The 17049-nt window shown below is 62.8% G+C and carries 15 protein-coding genes; 4 read left to right on the forward strand and 11 right to left on the reverse strand.

Going from position 1 to position 17049, the window contains the following annotated elements; all coding sequences use genetic code 11:
- Nucleotides 1-197 precede the first annotated feature (197 nt).
- A complete protein-coding gene (locus B2790_RS13170; RefSeq protein WP_075047039.1) occupies nucleotides 198-1118 on the forward strand; it encodes a GlxA family transcriptional regulator in 921 nt (306 codons plus the stop codon).
- Nucleotides 1119-1250: 132 nt separating this feature from the next.
- On the opposite strand, the gene zapE is transcribed toward B2790_RS13170, so the two are convergent.
- The 3 genes from zapE to B2790_RS13185 form a co-directional block, all read right to left on the reverse strand.
- Nucleotides 1251-2345, reverse strand: coding sequence for a cell division protein ZapE (gene zapE / locus B2790_RS13175; protein WP_025340562.1), 1095 nt, complete (start codon nucleotides 2343-2345; stop codon nucleotides 1251-1253).
- 166 nt (nucleotides 2346-2511) lie between these two features.
- Nucleotides 2512-3861, reverse strand: coding sequence for a tryptophan--tRNA ligase (locus B2790_RS13180; RefSeq protein WP_025340563.1), 1350 nt, complete (start codon nucleotides 3859-3861; stop codon nucleotides 2512-2514).
- 25 nt (nucleotides 3862-3886) lie between these two features.
- A complete protein-coding gene (locus tag B2790_RS13185) occupies nucleotides 3887-4522 on the reverse strand; it encodes an alpha/beta hydrolase (protein WP_286918963.1) in 636 nt (211 codons plus the stop codon).
- Nucleotides 4523-4657: 135 nt separating this feature from the next.
- On the opposite strand from B2790_RS13185, the gene B2790_RS13190 reads away from it, so the two are divergent.
- Nucleotides 4658-5095 carry a YhcB family protein gene (locus B2790_RS13190; RefSeq protein WP_025340565.1) on the forward strand — a complete coding sequence of 146 codons (438 nt, stop codon included), beginning with the start codon at nucleotides 4658-4660 and terminating at the stop codon, nucleotides 5093-5095.
- Between the two features lie 162 nt (nucleotides 5096-5257).
- Here B2790_RS13190 and B2790_RS13195 read toward each other — a convergent pair whose 3' ends face one another.
- A complete protein-coding gene (locus B2790_RS13195) occupies nucleotides 5258-6454 on the reverse strand; it encodes a methionine gamma-lyase (protein ID WP_286918964.1) in 1197 nt (398 codons plus the stop codon).
- A 127-nt stretch (nucleotides 6455-6581) separates the two neighbouring features.
- Here B2790_RS13195 and B2790_RS13200 point away from each other — a divergent pair, with 127 nt between their 5' ends.
- A complete protein-coding gene (locus B2790_RS13200) occupies nucleotides 6582-7061 on the forward strand; it encodes an Lrp/AsnC family transcriptional regulator (RefSeq protein WP_016498026.1) in 480 nt (159 codons plus the stop codon).
- A 256-nt stretch (nucleotides 7062-7317) separates the two neighbouring features.
- Here the strand turns inward: B2790_RS13200 and cysN are convergent, their stop codons facing one another.
- From cysN to B2790_RS13215, 3 genes are all read right to left on the reverse strand, one after another.
- Nucleotides 7318-9219: a sulfate adenylyltransferase subunit CysN gene (gene cysN / locus B2790_RS13205; protein WP_025340568.1), complete on the reverse strand. Its 1902-nt coding sequence runs from the start codon at nucleotides 9217-9219 to the stop codon at nucleotides 7318-7320.
- Between the two features lie 15 nt (nucleotides 9220-9234).
- Nucleotides 9235-10152 carry a sulfate adenylyltransferase subunit CysD gene (cysD, locus tag B2790_RS13210; protein WP_013974136.1) on the reverse strand — a complete coding sequence of 306 codons (918 nt, stop codon included), beginning with the start codon at nucleotides 10150-10152 and terminating at the stop codon, nucleotides 9235-9237.
- A gap of 225 nt (nucleotides 10153-10377) precedes the next feature.
- Nucleotides 10378-11136 carry a Nif3-like dinuclear metal center hexameric protein gene (locus B2790_RS13215; RefSeq protein WP_137162375.1) on the reverse strand — a complete coding sequence of 253 codons (759 nt, stop codon included), beginning with the start codon at nucleotides 11134-11136 and terminating at the stop codon, nucleotides 10378-10380.
- A 168-nt stretch (nucleotides 11137-11304) separates the two neighbouring features.
- On the opposite strand from B2790_RS13215, the gene algW reads away from it, so the two are divergent.
- On the forward strand, nucleotides 11305-12465 hold the full coding sequence (gene algW, locus B2790_RS13220; RefSeq protein ID WP_286918965.1) for a Do family serine endopeptidase AlgW: 1161 nt from the start codon (nucleotides 11305-11307) through the stop codon (nucleotides 12463-12465).
- Between the two features lie 120 nt (nucleotides 12466-12585).
- Here algW and B2790_RS13225 read toward each other — a convergent pair whose 3' ends face one another.
- The 4 genes from B2790_RS13225 to B2790_RS13240 form a co-directional block, all read right to left on the reverse strand.
- The gene (locus B2790_RS13225; RefSeq protein ID WP_003251792.1) at nucleotides 12586-13350 is read right to left on the reverse strand and encodes an amino acid ABC transporter ATP-binding protein; all 765 of its coding nucleotides are present in this window, start codon (nucleotides 13348-13350) and stop codon (nucleotides 12586-12588) included.
- A 10-nt stretch (nucleotides 13351-13360) separates the two neighbouring features.
- Entirely contained in the window at nucleotides 13361-14458 is a 1098-nt protein-coding gene (locus tag B2790_RS13230; RefSeq protein WP_025340571.1) for an amino acid ABC transporter permease, read from the reverse strand.
- 10 nt (nucleotides 14459-14468) lie between these two features.
- Nucleotides 14469-15647, reverse strand: coding sequence for an amino acid ABC transporter permease (locus B2790_RS13235; protein WP_085692186.1), 1179 nt, complete (start codon nucleotides 15645-15647; stop codon nucleotides 14469-14471).
- 67 nt (nucleotides 15648-15714) lie between these two features.
- Nucleotides 15715-16743: an amino acid ABC transporter substrate-binding protein gene (locus B2790_RS13240; protein ID WP_085614304.1), complete on the reverse strand. Its 1029-nt coding sequence runs from the start codon at nucleotides 16741-16743 to the stop codon at nucleotides 15715-15717.
- Nucleotides 16744-17049 lie beyond the last annotated feature (306 nt).

Below are 17049 nucleotides of genomic sequence, written 5' to 3' on the forward strand. Positions count from 1 at the left end.
CTGTGGGAGCGGGCAAGCCCGCGAAGAAACCAGCGCGGTGTAGCAGGCTAGACACAATCGCCAAAAAATAAGACGATCCAGCCGGTGATTGACCACTCTACCCTATAAGAACAATGACAATGATGTTTACCCAACCCTCCGCGTCGCTGCGGCGCGTCAGCATCCTGGCCATTGACAAGGTGTTCGCTTCGACCTTGATGCAGGCCAAGGATTTCTTCCACCTCGCCAGCTTGCGCTACAGCAAGCAGCTGGGCCTGGGCCTTCAGCCCATGTTCGAGATCCGTCTGGTGAGCCCGGACGGCCAGCCCGTGGACAGCTTCAGCAATGTGCAGCTGCCGGTCGAAGGCGGCCTGGACGACGCCGATGTGATCATCCTCCCGGCCTTCTGGGACGACTTCGACAACCTGCTGCAACGTTATCCACAGGTGCTGCCGTGGCTGCGTGAACAGCATGCCCGTGGCGCTGTGCTGTGCGCCGAGGCCAGTGGCGTGTTCTGGCTGGCCGAGTCCGGCCTGCTTGACGGCAAGGAAGCGACCACCTACTGGCGCTTCTTCAACAGCTTTGCCGAACGGTTCCCGAAGATCCGGCTGAATCAGGACAAGCACCTGACCGACGCCGACAACCTGTACTGCGCCGGCGGCACCACCTCGGCCTGCGACCTGTACATCTACCTGATCGAACGCTTCTGTGGCGCCAACGTGGCCCGCGCCGTGTCCCGCGACATCCTCTACGAGGTGCAGCGCAACTACACTCCCGGGCGCATGGGCTTTGGCGGGCAGAAGCTGCACCAGGACCTGATCATCCTGCAGATCCAGCACTGGCTGGAAGAACACTTCGCCGACAAGTTCCGCTTCGAGGACGTGGCTCGCAACCACGGCATGAGCATTCGCAATTTCATGCGCCGCTTCCAGGGCGCGACGGGTGACAAGCCGCTGCACTACCTGCAACGGCTACGGATCGAGACGGCCAAGGGGTTGTTGTCGAGTACGCGCAAGAGCATCAAGACCATCAGCTATGAGGTCGGATATGACGATGCCAGTTTCTTTGCGCGGCTGTTCCGTCAGCACACCGAGTTGTCGCCGAACCAGTATCGGCAGCAGTTCATGCAGGAGGCTTGAGGCCAATGGGGCTGCTCTGCAGCCCATCGCAGGCAAGCCAGCTCCCACAGGTATTGCATAAGTCTCAAGGGCTGCGCTAAACCTGTGGGAGCTGGCTTGCCTGCGATGGGCCGCAAAGCGGCCCCGGCAATTTCAAGGCTTGTGCGCCCGCGCCAGAAACTCGTGCGACTGCATCTCCAGCAAGCGGCTCAGGGTACGCTGGAACTCGAAGGCCAGGCGCCCACCGGTATACAGGTCCTTCAGCTCCACCTCGGCCGAGATGATCAGCTTGACGTTGCGGTCATAGAACTCATCCACCATGTTGATGAAGCGGCGGGCGATGTCGTCGGTGGTGACACCCATCTGCTCCACGTTGCTCAACAGCACGGCATGGAAGATCTTGCCCAGTTCGATGTAGTCGTTCTGGCTGCGGGGGCCGTCGCACAGGGCGCGGAAGTCGAACCAGGCCACGTCATCACAGGTAAGCAGGGCATTGATCGGGCGATTCTCGATCATCAGCACGTCGTTCTCGACCGCCTGGGTGCATTCAGGGGTCAGCGCCTTGAAGCTGGCACGCAGGCTCTGGTGCGCCGCCTCATCGAGCGGGTAGTGGTACAGCTCGGCCTGCTCCAGGTGACGCAGGCGGTAGTCGACCCCGCTGTCGACGTTCACCACCTCGGTGTACTGCTTGATCATGGCGATGGCGGGCAGGAAGCGCGCGCGCTGCAAGCCGTCCTTGTACAGGCCGTCCGGCACGATGTTGGAAGTAGCCACCAGCGATACGCCGTTCTTGAACAACTCTTCCATCAGGGTGCCGAGGATCATCGCGTCGGTAATGTCCGATACGAAGAATTCGTCGAAACAGATGACCTTGGCTTCTTCACTGAAGCGCTTGGCAATGATGGTCAGCGGGTTCTTCTCGCCCTTGAGGGTTTTCATTTCCTCGTGCACACGCTTCATGAAGCGGTGGAAGTGCGTGCGCATCTTCTGCTTGAACGGCAGCGCCTCGAAGAAGGTATCGACCAGGTAGGTCTTGCCGCGCCCTACCCCACCCCAGAAGTACAGGCCCTTGACCGGGGTCTGCTCCTTCTTGCCGAACAGCTTGCCGAACACGCCCGGCTTGTTGTTCTGCGCATGTACCAGGTCGTCGTACAGGCGCTGCAGGTGACGCACCGCAGTTTCCTGCGCCGCGTCATGGAAGAAGTCGGGACGTTTCAGATCTGCTTGATATCGTTCTAGGGGCGTCATGATTCGTTAGCGAGGCAACAAAAAACGGGCCGTCACTGTAGCGACAGGCCCGCTTAATGGCAATCAGTCTGTGGGAGCGGGCGTGCCCGCGAACACCGGCAAAGCCGGTGCCATGCAACGCGGCGCCTGTTTCGCGGGCACGCCCGCTCCCACAGTTTCACCATCTTCAGTCCGGTTGAGGCGCAAGCGCTGCACGCAGGCTTTCAATGGCCGAATCACGGGCTTCGGCGCTGTCGAACTGCGGCCCGTCGGCAACCTGTTCGCCGTTCAGCCACAGGCCGAAGCCCAGGCCTTCGACGCGCACATCCGCCTCGCCACCTTGCTGCAGCTGCTTGCTCACGGCGCCGGCGCTCTTGCCGTCGGCGAAGCTGCGCGACAGCAGCAGTTGTTCGCCGTCAGCGGCCAGCAGGCGGAAGCGGAAGCTGCCGTCTTCATCGCGGAAGCTGACGAAACGCGCGCTCTTGGCGGCCTTCTTCTTCACTTCGGTGCTGGCCTGCACGCTGCTGCGGAACGAACGCAGGCCAACGGCCTCGCGCAGTTGCTCGAGGAATGGCGTAGCGATCTTGCGAGCCTTGGCGGCACCGGCCAGCAGGATGTCTTCCAGGTCCGCCGGGCGGGCGATCAGCTGGTGGTAGTACTCGCGCTTCTCGGCCAGCTGGCCGTCCAGCAGCTGGAACAGGCGCTGCTTGGCCTCGCCCCAGCCCAGGCCCTGCAGCAGCTCTTCACGGAACTCGGCACACTGCGCCGGCGTCGAGAAGGCCTGGAACAGGGTGAACAGGTGCGCGTTGTCCGGGTCTTTCGCTTCGCCAGGCGCACGCGAGTCGGTGACAATGCGCGAGATGGCGTCTTTCATCTCCTTGGCGCTGGTGAACAGCGGGATGGTGTTGTCGTAGCTCTTGGACATCTTGCGCCCGTCCAGGCCCGGCAAGGTCGCCACGCTCTCCTCGATCACCGCTTCCGGCAGGGCGAAGAAGTCCTTGCCCTGGCCGAACAGGTGGTTGAAGCGTTGGCCGATGTCGCGGGCCATTTCCACGTGCTGGATCTGGTCACGGCCGACCGGCACCTTGTTGGCGTTGAACATCAGGATGTCCGCGGCCATCAGCACCGGGTAGCTGTACAGGCCCATGGTCACGCCGGCATCCGGGTCTTCGCCGTTTTCCAGGTTCTTGTCCACCGAGGCCTTGTAGGCGTGCGCGCGGTTGAGCAGGCCCTTGGCGCTGACGCAGGTCAGCAGCCAGGTCAGCTCGGGGATTTCCGGGATATCGGACTGGCGGTAGAAGGTCACCTTGTCCGGATCGAGGCCACCGGCCAGCCAGGTGGCGGCGATTTCCAGGCGCGAACGCTGGATGCGCAGCGGGTCGTCGCACTTGATAAGGGCGTGGTAGTCGGCCAGAAAGTAGAACGAGTCGACACCGGGCTGCTGGCTGGCACGGATCGCCGGGCGGATGGCGCCGGCGTAGTTGCCCAGGTGCGGAGTGCCGGTGGTGGTGATACCGGTAAGAATGCGCGTGGTCATGGGTGTTCGCTTATTCAGGCTTGGCTCAGTTCGAAAGGCGCGGCAGCAGCAGATCCTTCAGATCGGTCAGCTTGCCATGGAAGAAGTGTCCGCATTCTGCCACTTTCAGCAGCTCATGGGGGCGCGACAGGCTGTCGGACCATTCGTAAACCAGCTGCGGGGCGACGACTTCGTCGGCGTCCGGCTGCACCACGGTGATCGGGCAGCGCTGCGGCAGCGGGAAATCCGCCGTCAGGCGCATGACCGCCGGGGCGATCATGAACAGCTGCTGCAGCTCTAATCCAGTGGCCTCGAGGCGGCCGGCCAGGCTGGTGGCGACGAAGCCGCCGAACGAAAAGCCCATCAGCACCAGCGGCAGGCCCAGATGCTTTTCGCGCAGCCAGGCCGCAGCGGCCTCGGCATCGGCCACCTCGCCAGCGCCCATGTCATGGGTGCCGGCGCTCTGCCCGACGCCACGGTAGTTGAACCGCAAGGTCACGTAGCCGGCGTCGCGGGCGGTGCGCTGCAGGGTCGAGACCACCTTGTTGAGCATGGTGCCACCCTGGACCGGGTTGGGGTGGCAGATCAGCACCGCGCCACGTGCATTGGCCACGTCCAGGTACAAGGCTTCCAGCTGGCCGCTGGGGCCATCGATGAACAAGGGGGTTTCGCGGACAAGCAAGGCACTACTCCGTGACCTCGGGAGGGGTCGATTCGTCTAGGTGAGGAATTCTGTTCTGATTTGCGATCGCTCGCGGTATACAGCGCAGGTCTGAGCCGTTAACGTAAAGCAAAGCCGTTTATAGAGGAAGGACTCGTGGAACTCTCGCTCCTTGTTTGGTTGTTGCCAACCCTGGCCCTGGTCATTGGTGTGGTGGTTGGTTTCGTCGTGGCCCGCCTGCTGCCTAATGCCGCGCCTAGCAGCACGCAGCGTCAGCTGGATGATATCCAGAAGCGTTTCGACAGCTACCAGAACGAAGTGGTCACCCACTTCAATAGCACTGCCGTGCTGGTCAAGAAGCTGACCCAGAGCTATCAGGACGTCCAGGATCACCTGGCCGACGGCGCCAATACCCTGGCCCTCGACGACGTGACCCGTCAGCGCCTGCTGGCCGCCCTGCATTCCGAAGGCAGCCAGGGCCCACGTGACCGCCTGACCCCGCCGAAGGACACTGCCGAAGTACCGCGCGACTACGCGCCGAAAGCGCCGAACTCGCCGGGCATGCTTGACGAGAGCTACGGGCTCAAGCGCTGATCTGCCGAACATGAAAAAGGCCTCGCAAGAGGCCTTTTTTGTGGGCTGGATTCACTGGCCTCTTCGCGGGCTCCCCCGCTCCCACAGGTACACCACAGCATTTGAAATTTGTGGAATACCTGTGGGAGCGGGCATGCCCGCGAAGAGGCCGGCCCAGGCAACCTAGCTGCAAGCCTGCAATGCCTGCTCGACATCCGCCAGCAGGTCCTCCACATCCTCCAGCCCCACCGACAGGCGCACCAGCCCCTCCGATATCCCGTGATGCGCCCGTTCCTTCGCGGTATAGCTGGAGTGCGTCATGCTCGCCGGATGCTGCGCCAGCGACTCGGCATCACCCAGGCTCACCGCACGGGCAAACAGTTGCAGGGCATTCATGAACCTGCGCCCGGCCTCGATACCCCCCTTGAGCTCGAAGGCGATCATCCCGCCCGGCAAACGCATCTGCCGCTGCGCCAGCTCGTACTGGGCGAACGACGGCAACCCCGGGTAATGAATCAACTCCACCTGCGGCTGCCGGGCCAGAAACTCCGCGACCTGCAGGGCATTGGCGCAATGGCGGTCCATACGCAAGGCGAGGGTCTTGATCCCGCGCATCAGCAGCGCCGCATCATGGGGCGACAGCACCGCCCCGGTCATGTCCTTCAGCCCTTCCAGGCGAATGCGGTCAACCAGCGCCTTGCGCCCCACCACCAGCCCGGCAGTGATATCACCGTGGCCACTGAGGTACTTGGTCGCCGAATGCACCACCAGGTCCGCCCCCAGCTCCAGCGGCCGCTGCAGGTAGGGCGTACAGTAGGTGTTGTCGACCACCACATGCACATCATGCCCGCGCGCCGCCTCGGCCACCGCGGCGATATCCACCAGCTGCATGTTGGGGTTGGCCGGTGTTTCGAAGTAGATCATCCGCGTTTTGCTGTTGATCGCCGCTTTCAGGGCCTTGCCGTCGTTCAGGTCGACATGGCGGATCTTCACCCCGAATTCGCCAATGCCATGGTGCAGGAAAGCAAAGGTGCAGCCGTACAAAGTACGCCCGACGATCAGCTCATCGCCGGGGCGCAGCAGGGTCCAGATCGTCGAGGTGATGGCCCCCATGCCCGACGCCAATGCCAACCCCGCCTCGCCGCCCTCCAGCGAGGCCATGCGCTGTTCCAGCAGGGCCAGGGTAGGGTTGGAGATGCGGCTGTAGAAATGCCCCGGCTCCTCCCCGGCGAAGCAGGCAGCGCCGTATTCCACGGTGGGGAAGGCATAGGTAGCGGTCTGGTACACCGGCGGCACCAGGGCGCCACCGTGGGAAAGCGGATCGTAGCCATGGTGAATGGCCCGCGTGGAAAAACCGGTGTTGTTATGGGAGTCGCGCATGGCAACAGCCTCTTGTGGTTTGCTATAAGCTTATGCCACCGAGCTGCCCGATTTTTTCCAAAATGGCCCACGCATCCGTGTGCTCGTTGGAACAAAAACAATAATTACCGGACCAGGAGGGCAAAACATGCCTTCAAGCCTCGACCGCACCGACCGCGCCTTGCTCGCTGCCCTGCAGGACAACGCCCGCCTCACCGTTGCCGAACTTGCCGACCAGGTAGCGCTGACCACCTCGCCATGCTGGCGGCGGGTCAAGTTGCTGGAGGACAACGGCTACATCACCGGCTACCAGGCCATCCTCTCGCCCAAGTCGCTGGGGTTTGGCGTGACCGCGTTCGTCAGCATCATGATGGACTCGCACACCAAGGACATGGCGCTGGCGTTCGAGCAGCGGCTGATGGAAATTCCCGAGATTGTCGCCTGCCACAACATCTCCGGGCGCTACGACTTCTTGCTGGAGATCCTGGCGCGGGATCTGGAGTCGTTTGGCGAGTTCACCCGGGAAGTGCTGCAGCGGTTGCCGGGGGTGAAGGAGATCTACTCGAGTTTTTCCTACAAGGCAGTGAAGGAGCGGCGGGTGATACCGGTATCGGAAAAACACATCTGAACGACATGCACAGTCCATGCGGGAACAACTGCCTTGCTCAAAATCCAAAGCTCACGCAATCCTTTGTGGGAGCGGCCTTGTGTCGCGAAAGGGCTGCGCAGCAGCCCCAGCAATTTGTGCATCAGTGCTGAGACCCGGGGGCTGCTGTGCAGCCCTTTCGCGACACAAGGCCGCTCCCACAGGAGACCCGCGCATGTATGGCGGGCATAGAAACAAAAAACCCCGCCGAAGCGGGGTTTTTCTTGCAGCCTGGCGCTTAGATCGCACCGCGCTGACGCAGCACGTCCAGCACCTGTTTCACGCCCTCGTCCACGCTGGTGGCCTGGGTGTCGATCACAAGGTCGGCGTCCAGCGGCACATCGTACGGGAAGCTTTCGCCCGGGATGTTGTCGCCACCTGCAGCGTACAAGCCTTGCGGGTCACGCTCACGGCAGGCCAGCGGCGAGGCCTGGACGTAAACGGTTACCAGGCGCTCCTTGCCGATCAACGCCTTGGCCTGTTCGCGGCCTTCGGCATCCGGGGCCACGAACGCGGCCAGGGTCAGCAGGCCGGCTTCGTTGAACTGGCGCGCCACGTGGGCGGCGCGGCGCCAGTTTTCGGTACGGCCAGCGCGGTCCTGTGGCAGGCCCTTGTTCAGGTCGTGGCGCAGGTTCTGGCCGTCGAGCACGTACACCGCACGGCCCATGTCGAACAGCTTGCGCTCCACGGCGTAGGCCAGGGTGCTCTTGCCAGCGCCGGACAGGCCACTGAACAGCACGGTCGCAGGCTGCTGGCCGAAGCGCAGGGCGCGCTCTTCGGTGGCCACATGGCACAGCTTGCCATGATGGCCGGTGCTGCCGTGCGGCAGGACTGGCGGGGCGATGATCATGCCGGCGCCGACGGTGCCGTTGGTCAGGCGGTCGATGACGATGAACGCACCGGTGGTGCGGTTGCTGTCGTAACCGTCCAGGGCGATCGAAGCGTCCAGGGACACCTTGACGCGGCCGATCTCGTTCAGCTGCAGCGCGCTGGCAGCGCCCTGCTCCAGGGTGTTCACATCGACCTTGTGGGTGATGCTGGCAATCGAGCCCGGCACGTAGCTGGTGGCGCGCTTGATGTCGTATTTCTTGCCCGGGAGCATCGGCTCCTCGGCCATCCACACCAGCATGGCGTCGAACTGGTCGGTGACCGGCGGGACGTTGTCGGCATGCACCAGCAGGTCGCCACGGGAGATGTCGATCTCGTCTTCCATGGTCAGGGTCACGGCCTGGCCAGGGCCTGCGTTTTCCAGCTCGCCTTCGTAGGTGACGATGGACTTGACGCGGCTGCTCTTGCCCGATGGCAGCACGACGATTTCGTCGCCCTTGTGCACCACGCCGCTGGCGATGGTGCCGGCGAAGCCACGGAAGTTCAGGTTCGGACGGTTGACGTACTGCACCGGGAAGCGCAGGTCGGTGAAGTTGCGGTCGGCCGACACTTCTACGGTTTCGAGGATTTCCATCAGCGTCGGGCCGGCGTACCACGGCGAACGCTCGCTGTGGTTGACCACGTTGTCGCCCTTGAGCGCCGACATCGGCACGAAATGCAGGCTGCTCGGGGTCAGGTTGATGGCTTCGGCGAACTTCAGGTAATCGGCCTTGATCGACTCGAAGACGCCCTGATCGAAGCCCTTGAGGTCCATCTTGTTGACCGCGACGACGATGTGCTTGATGCCCAGCAACGAGGCAATATAGCTGTGGCGGCGGGTCTGGGTCTGCACGCCGTAGCGGGCGTCGACCAGGATGATCGCCAGGTCGCAGGTGGACGCGCCGGTAGCCATGTTGCGGGTGTACTGCTCGTGGCCCGGGGTGTCGGCAATGATGAACTTGCGCTTGGCGGTGGAGAAGTAGCGGTAGGCGACATCGATGGTGATGCCCTGCTCGCGCTCGGCCTGCAGGCCGTCGACCAGCAGTGCCAGGTCGACTTCCTCGCCGGTGGTGCCGACTTTCTTCGAATCACGGGTGATGGCCTCGAGGTGGTCCTCGTAGATCATCTTCGAGTCGTGCAGCAGGCGCCCGATCAGGGTGCTCTTGCCGTCGTCGACGTTGCCGCAGGTCAGGAAGCGCAGCAGTTCCTTGCGCTCGTGCTGGGCCAGGTAGGCGAGGATGTCCTCGCTGATCAGATCAGATTGGTGCGACATGGAGTAACCCTGAAATTAGAAGTAGCCTTGGCGTTTCTTGTCTTCCATGGAACCGGCGCCATCGTGGTCGATGACACGGCCCTGGCGTTCGGACGTACGGGTCAGGAGCATTTCCTGGATGATGTCCGTCAGGGTCTCGGCTTCCGACTCGACAGCACCCGTCAACGGGTAGCAGCCGAGGGTACGGAAACGCACCTTCTTCTTGACGATGCGCGCTTTCTCTTCATCGGTGAGATGTTCGAGGATGCGCTCGTCGTCGATCATGATCAGGGTGCCGTTCTTCTCGATGACTTCACGCTCGGCGGCGAAGTACAGCGGCACGATCGGGATGCCTTCGAGGTAGATGTACTGCCAGATGTCCAGCTCGGTCCAGTTCGACAGCGGGAAGACGCGGATCGACTCGCCCTTGTTGACCTTGCCGTTGTACACGTTCCACAGTTCCGGGCGCTGGTTCTTCGGATCCCAGCGGTGCTTGCTGTCACGGAACGAGTACACGCGCTCCTTGGCCCGCGATTTCTCTTCGTCGCGGCGCGCACCACCGAAGGCGGCGTCGAAACCATGCTTGTCCAGCGCCTGCTTCAGGCCCTGGGTCTTCATGATGTCGGTGTGCTTGGAGCTGCCATGGGTGAACGGGTTGATGCCCTGCGCCACACCCTCGGGGTTGACGTGGGTGATCAGCTCCAGGCCCATTTCCTCGACCATCTTGTCGCGGAAGCTGTACATCTCCTGGAATTTCCACTGGGTGTCGACGTGCATCACCGGGAACGGCAGCTTGCCCGGGAAGAAGGCCTTGCGCGCCAGGTGCAGCATCACGGCGGAATCCTTGCCGATCGAGTACAGCATCACCGGGTTGTCGAACTCGGCGGCCACCTCGCGGATGATGTGGATGCTCTCCGCCTCCAGCTGTTTCAAGTGCGTCAGTTTGTCGACCATGGCTACTCACGAAAAACGATCTTATGGACGGCCTGCGGGCCGTGTTCGAGCGAGCCACTTTATCACAGCGGCTGCTTCTATTTAGGAGGCTGGCTAGATCGAAAAAGTCTAACGATATGACTGGGGGTTTGGGCTGGAATTGGGGCAGCTCTGCGGCCCTTCGCGGGCACGCCCGCTCCCACAGGTGCAGCGGAGTCCTTGTGGGAGCGGGCGCGCCCGCGAATATCAGATAGGGTTCGGGCAATCGATGAACAGGTGCTCCACGGCAAAGCGCCGCGCCAGGTAATCACCCAGCGCCTGTACCCCATACCGCTCGGTGGCATGGTGCCCGGCGGCAATGAAGCTGACGCCATTCTCGCGGGCACTATGGTAGGTCTGCTCCGACGCCTCACCGGTCAGGTACAGGTCCACCCCGGCCGCGATCGCCGTGTCGATGTAGCCCTGCCCGCCCCCGGTGCACCAGCCGACCCGGCGGATCATCTGCTCACCTTCGACCAGCAAAGGCTCACGCCCCAGCACCTCCCGCACCCGCCGGGCGAAGTCGCGGGCGGTCATCGGCTCGGCCAGCGAGCCGACCATGCCGACTACCTTGGGGTTCTCCGGGTCCAGCGGCCCTTCGACAGTAATGTCCAGCTGCCGCGCCAGTTGCACGTTGTTGCCCACCTCCGGGTGCACATCCAGCGGCAGGTGGAACGCCAGCAGGCTGATGTCGTTGTTCAACAGGGTCTTCAGCCGGCGCTGCCGGATACCGGTGACGCACGGGTTCTCGCCCTTCCAGAAGTAGCCATGGTGCACCAGCACCAGGTCGGCCTCGGCCTCGACCGCCGCATCCAGCAGCGCCTGGCTGGCGGTAACGCCGCTGACGATGCGGCTGACCTGCGGCCGGCCTTCGACCTGCAGGCCGTTGGGGCAATAATCCTGGATCTTCGCGCTGCCCAGGTAACGCTCGGCTTCCTCGACCAGGGTGTTCAGAGCGACGGCCATGAAAATCTCCTCGAAATCTGCGTTTTTCTCGGGCACAACGCCTATGCAACGCCCGTATAATGCCGGCCATTATGGGCCGTCGCCGGCACTGGGGGAACCGGTGTATGATCGCGCGCGCTCATGCCCCATCGCACGGTCACCGTCCCCGGCCCTTTCCAGGATTCATTCATGCTCAAGGCTTTGCGTTATTTTGGCTGGCCCCTGCTTACCGGCGTACTGATCGCCATGCTGATCATCCAGCGCTTTCCGGAATGGGTCGGCCTGCCCAGTCAGGACGTCAACCTGCAACAGGCGCCGCAGACCTCGCGGATCATGCAGGGCCCGGTATCCTACGCGGACGCCGTGACCCTGGCCGCCCCGACGGTGGTCAACCTGTACACCACCAAGGTGGTGAACAAGAGCGCCCACCCGTTGTTCGAAGACCCGCAGTTCCGCCGCTTCTTCGGCGACAACCTGCCCAAGCAGCGCCGCTGGGAGTCGAGCCTGGGCTCGGCGGTGATCATGAGCCCCGAGGGCTACCTGCTGACCAACAACCACGTCACCAGCGGTGCCGACCAGATCGTCGTGGCCCTGAAGGATGGCCGCGAGACCCTGGCCCGGGTGATCGGCAGCGACCCGGAAACCGACCTGGCGGTGCTGAAGATCGACCTGAAGAGCCTGCCGGCGATCACCATCGGCCGCTCCGACAACATTCACATCGGCGACGTGTCGCTGGCTATCGGCAACCCGTTCGGGGTCGGCCAGACCGTGACCATGGGCATCATCAGCGCCACTGGCCGCAACCAGCTGGGCCTGAACAACTACGAAGACTTCATCCAGACCGACGCCGCAATCAACCCGGGCAACTCCGGCGGTGCGCTGGTAGATGCCAACGGCAACCTGATCGGCATCAACACGGCGATCTTCTCCAAATCCGGCGGTTCACAGGGCATCGGCTTCGCCATCCCGGTGAAACTGGCACTGGAGGTGATGAAGTCGATCATCGAGCACGGCCAGGTGATCCGTGGCTGGCTGGGCATCGAAGTACAGCCGCTGAGCCAGGAACTGGCCGAATCGTACGGCATGAAGGACCGCCCGGGCATCGTGGTGGCGGGTATCTTCCGCGAAGGGCCGGCGGCAAAGGCCGGGTTGCAGCTGGGTGACGTGATCCTGAGCATCAACGGCGAGCCGGCCGGTGACGGGCGCAAGTCGATGAACCAGGTGGCGCGGATCAAGCCCAACGAGAAGATCACCATCGAGGTGATGCGCAATGGGCAGCAGTTGAAGCTGATCGCCGAGGTGGGGCTGCGGCCGCCACCGGCGCCGGCAGTCGCCAAGGAAGAGAAGTAAAATACGGGGCCGCTTTGCGGCTCTTCGCGGGCACGCCCGCTCCCACAGTGATAACACCGGCCTCAAGCCCTGTGCAGTACCTGTGGGAGCGGGCGTGCCCGCGAAGGGGCCCCTACAGCATCAATGCAGGATCTGGCTCAGGAACAACTTGGTTCGGTCACTGCGTGGCCGGTCGAAGAAGTCATCCGGCGCCGCCTGCTCGACGATCTCGCCCTTGTCCATGAAGATCACCCGGTTCGCCACGGTCCGGGCAAAGCCCATCTCGTGGGTCACGCAGAGCATGGTCATGCCATCCTCGGCCAGGCCCACCATGGTATCGAGCACTTCCTTGACCATTTCCGGGTCCAGCGCCGAGGTCGGTTCGTCGAACAGCATGATCTTCGGCTTCATGCACAAGGCGCGGGCAATCGCCACACGCTGCTGCTGGCCACCGGACAACTGCCCCGGGTACTTGTGCGCCTGCTCCGGAATACGCACCCGCTCCAGGTAGTGCATGGCGATTTCCTCGGCCTTGCGCCGCGGCATCTTGCGCACCCACATCGGCGCCAGGGTGCAGTTTTCCAGGATGCTCAGGTGCGGGAACAGGTTGAAGTGCTGGAACACCATGCCCACTTCGCGGCGGATGGCCTCGATCTGCTTGAGGTCGTTGGTCAGCTCCACACCATCGACCACGATGCGCCCCTGCTGGTGCTCTTCCAGGCGGTTGAGGCAACGGATGGTAGTGGACTTGCCCGAGCCGGACGGCCCGCACAGCACGATGCGCTCGCCCTGGCGCACGTTCAGGTTGATGTCCTTGAGCACATGGAACTGGCCGTACCACTTGTTCACGCCCTGCATCTGGATGATGCCTTCGGGGCCGGCAGGCTGCTTGATCGCTTCACTCATTTCGAAACTCCTAACGCTTGTGGCCAGTGTCCAGCTTGCGCTCCAGGTGCATGGAGTAGCGGGACATACCGAAACAGAAAATCCAGAACACCAGGGCGGCGAACACGTAGCCCTCGGTAGCCATGCCCAGCCAGGCCGGGTCGGCGGCGGCTTGCTTGACGCTGTTCAGCAGGTCGAACAGGCCGATGATGATCACCAGGCTGGTGTCCTTGAACAGGGCAATGAAGGTGTTGACGATGCCGGGAATCACCAGCTTGAGCGCCTGCGGCAGAATCACCAGGCCCATCGCCCGCCAGTAGCCCAGGCCCATTGCAGCGGCAGCTTCGTACTGGCCCTTGGGGATGGCCTGCAGGCCACCACGCACCACCTCGGCGATGTACGCCGACTGGAACAGGATCACGCCGATCATCGCCCGCAGCAGCTTGTCGAAGCTCATGCCCTCAGGCAGGAACAACGGCAGCATCACCGATGACATGAACAGCACGGTGATCAGTGGCACGCCGCGCCAGAACTCGATGAAGGTCACGCACACCACCTTCACCGCCGGCATCTTCGAGCGCCGCCCCAGGGCCAGCAGGATGCCCAGCGGCAATGCGCCGACAATGCCCACGGTGGCGATCACCAGGGTCAGCATCAGCCCGCCCCACTGGCTTGTCGGCACGTTTTCCAGGCCCAGCACGCCCCCGTGCAGCAGGGCGTAGGCCAGCAGCGGGTACAGCACCAGGAAGCCCAGGCCGTAGAAGGCCTTGCGCGGGAAACGCTTGATGAACAGCGGCGCGGCGCCAAGCACGGCAAGCCACACGGTCAGGTCCACGCGCCAGCGCAACTCGGCCGGGTAGTAGCCATACATGAACTGGCCGAAGCGCTGCTGCACGAACACCCAGCAGGCGCCCTCCTTGGTGCAGTCGGCGCGGGTGGTGCCGACCCAGTTGGCGTCAAGCAACGCCCACTGCAGCAACGGTGGCACGATCAGCCACACCAGGTAGATGGCGAACAGGGTCAGCAGCGTGTTGAGCCAGCTGGAGAACAGATTGGCACGCATCCATGCGAGCACGCCGACGGTTTTCACCGGTGGCGGCATGTCGGGTTTGAAAACATGGGCATTCACGGGCGTATCCTCACCGCTCGATCAGCGCAATGCGCTTGTTGTACCAGTTCATCAGCAGCGAAATGCTGATGCTGATGGCGAGATAGACACTCATGGTGATGGCGATCACCTCGATTGCCTGGCCGGTCTGGTTGAGCACGGTACCGGCGAACAGCGAGACCATCTCCGGGTAGCCGATACCGGCCGCCAGCGACGAGTTCTTCGCCAGGTTCAGGTACTGGCTGGTCAGCGGCGGAATGATCACCCGCAGTGCCTGGGGGATGATCACCTTGCGCAGGGTCGGCCCCTCGCGCAGGCCCAGCGAGCGCGCGGCCTCGGTCTGGCCATGGCTGACCGAACGGATACCGGAGCGCACGATCTCGGCGATGAACGCAGCGGTGTAGATGGTCAACGCCAGGGTCAGCGCCAGCAGCTCGGGGATCAGTACCCAGCCACCGACGAAGTTGAATCCTTTCAATTGCGGCACTTCCCAGTGCACCGGGCTGCCGAACAGCAGTGCACAAACGCCCGGAATGGCGATGAACAGCGCCAGCCCCACCCAGAACTTGTGGAACGGCACGCCGGTCTCGTCGAAGCGCTTGTTGGCAAAGCGCACCATCGCCACGATGGCCAGCAGCGCCAGGGCCAGGGCCACGACAAACGGCCAGAAGCCTTCGGCCATGGACGCGCCGGGCATGTTCAGGCCACGGTTGCTGATGAAGAAGGTGTCGTCGATATTGATGCTGCCCCGCGGTCCCGGCAGGGTCAGGAACACGGCAAAGTACCAGAACAGGATCTGCAACAACGGCGGAATGTTGCGGAAGGTTTCCACATACACGGTCGCCAGCTTGTTGATCATCCAGTTCGGCGACAACCGCGCCACACCGATGATGAAGCCGAGGATGGTCGCCAGCACCACGCCGATGAAGGTCACCAGCAGGGTGTTGAGCAGGCCGATGACGAACACTCGGGCATAGCTGTCGGATTCCACGTAGGGGATCAGATGCTGGGCGATGCCGAAGCCGGCACTGCGGTCGAGGAAGTCGAAGCCCGAGGTGATGCCCCGGTGTTGCAGGTTGGTTTGCGTGTTGTGGAACAGATACCAGCCCAGACCGACCACGAAGACTATCGTGAGAATCTGGAACAGCCACGCGCGCACACGCGGATCGTTAAGGGACAAGCCCTTGGGTGCGCCGATTTGATTTTGCATGAAGTGCCCCGGACAGTAGGGATTCGAACAGCCTGCGGCGGCGGGATGCCGCCGCAGGGTGCAGCCATCAGCGCACAGGTGGCGCGTACTGGATGCCGCCGTTGTTCCACAGGGCGTTCATGCCACGGTCGATCTTCAGGTCGGTGCCTTGGCCCAGGTTCTTCTCGAACACTTCGCCATAGTTGCCGACTTGCTTGACGATCTGCACTACCCAGTCCTTGGGCAGCTTGAGGTCCTTGCCGTACTCGCCGTCCGCACCCAGCAGGCGGGCGACGTCCGGGTTCTTGGTGCCTTTGGCCTCGGCCTCGACGTTCTTCGAGGTGATGCCCGCCTCTTCGGCGTTGAGCATGGCGAACAGGGTCCACTTGACGATGCTGAACCACTCCTCGTCGCCTTTGCGCACCACTGGGCCCAGCGGTTCCTTGGAGATGGTTTCCGGCAGTACCACGTAGTCGGTCGGCGCGGCCAGCTTGGAGCGCTGGGCGAACAGCTGCGACTTGTCCGAGGTCAGCACGTCGCAACGGCCGGACTCCAGCGACTTGGCGCTTTCGTCGGAGGTGTCGAAGGTGATCGGGGTATATTTCAGGCCATTGGCGCGGAAGAAGTCCGACACGTTCAGCTCAGTGGTGGTACCCGCCTGGATGCAGATGGTCGCGCCATCGAGCTCCTTGGCGCTGGAAACACCCAGCTTCTTGTTGACCAGGAAACCGACCCCGTCATAGTAGGTAACACCGGCGAATACCAGGCCCATGCCAGCATCACGCGAGCTGGTCCAGGTGGTGTTGCGCGACAGCACATCGACTTCGCCCGACTGCAGGGCGGTGAAGCGTTCCTTGGCGTTGAGCTGGCTGAACTTGACCTTGCTGGCGTCGCCAAACACGGCGGCGGCCACGGCGCGGCACACGTCGGCGTCGATACCAACGATCTTGCCCTGCGCATCAGGTACCGAGAAGCCTGGAAGACCGTCGCTCACGCCACACTGGACGAAGCCCTTCTTCTTTACCGCATCGAGGGTGGCGCCGGCCTGGGCGTTGCTCACGGCGCCCAGCGCGGCGGCAGCGGTCAGGACTGCCAGGGTGGTTTTCAACATCTTCATTCACAACCTCCAAATCGCTCTTGTTGTATCGAGCCGGAATTGCACCGCACCCTTTTGAGGCGTATCCGACCCGTATTGGCTTGTTATTGGGTCAATGGCGCAATGGACTGTTCTGTGACAGCCTTCGCGTGCAAAGGGTGTTACCGTCACGGCCTGCCCTTTGCATCATTGGTTGAATTGCAAAGCGCGTACCAGAATTTACGGCTGTAGCGTTTAAGCGCTCGTCAAGTAGGGAAAGTTGTATCGTTGCGACATTCTTTTTCCGACAATCATTTCCAGCGCCTTCTTTTCACGCACGCCATAACA

It is taken from the genome of Pseudomonas sp. UBA6753 (genome assembly GCF_002453565.1).
GTDB lineage: Bacteria > Pseudomonadota > Gammaproteobacteria > Pseudomonadales > Pseudomonadaceae > Aquipseudomonas > Aquipseudomonas putida_Z.

Coding starts and splice junctions, on each gene's coding strand:
- B2790_RS13170 (WP_075047039.1), top strand. CDS start 198: ATGCAGGCCAAGGATTTCTTCCACCTCGCCAGCTTGCGCTACAGCAAG.
- zapE (WP_025340562.1), bottom strand. CDS start 2,345: ATGACGCCCCTAGAACGATATCAAGCAGATCTGAAACGTCCCGACTTC.
- B2790_RS13180 (WP_025340563.1), bottom strand. CDS start 3,861: ATGACCACGCGCATTCTTACCGGTATCACCACCACCGGCACTCCGCAC.
- B2790_RS13195 (WP_286918964.1), bottom strand. CDS start 6,454: ATGCGCGACTCCCATAACAACACCGGTTTTTCCACGCGGGCCATTCAC.
- B2790_RS13200 (WP_016498026.1), top strand. CDS start 6,582: ATGCCTTCAAGCCTCGACCGCACCGACCGCGCCTTGCTCGCTGCCCTG.
- cysN (WP_025340568.1), bottom strand. CDS start 9,219: ATGTCGCACCAATCTGATCTGATCAGCGAGGACATCCTCGCCTACCTG.
- cysD (WP_013974136.1), bottom strand. CDS start 10,152: ATGGTCGACAAACTGACGCACTTGAAACAGCTGGAGGCGGAGAGCATC.
- B2790_RS13215 (WP_137162375.1), bottom strand. CDS start 11,136: ATGGCCGTCGCTCTGAACACCCTGGTCGAGGAAGCCGAGCGTTACCTG.
- algW (WP_286918965.1), top strand. CDS start 11,305: ATGCTCAAGGCTTTGCGTTATTTTGGCTGGCCCCTGCTTACCGGCGTA.
- B2790_RS13225 (WP_003251792.1), bottom strand. CDS start 13,350: ATGAGTGAAGCGATCAAGCAGCCTGCCGGCCCCGAAGGCATCATCCAG.
- B2790_RS13235 (WP_085692186.1), bottom strand. CDS start 15,647: ATGCAAAATCAAATCGGCGCACCCAAGGGCTTGTCCCTTAACGATCCG.
- B2790_RS13240 (WP_085614304.1), bottom strand. CDS start 16,743: ATGAAGATGTTGAAAACCACCCTGGCAGTCCTGACCGCTGCCGCCGCG.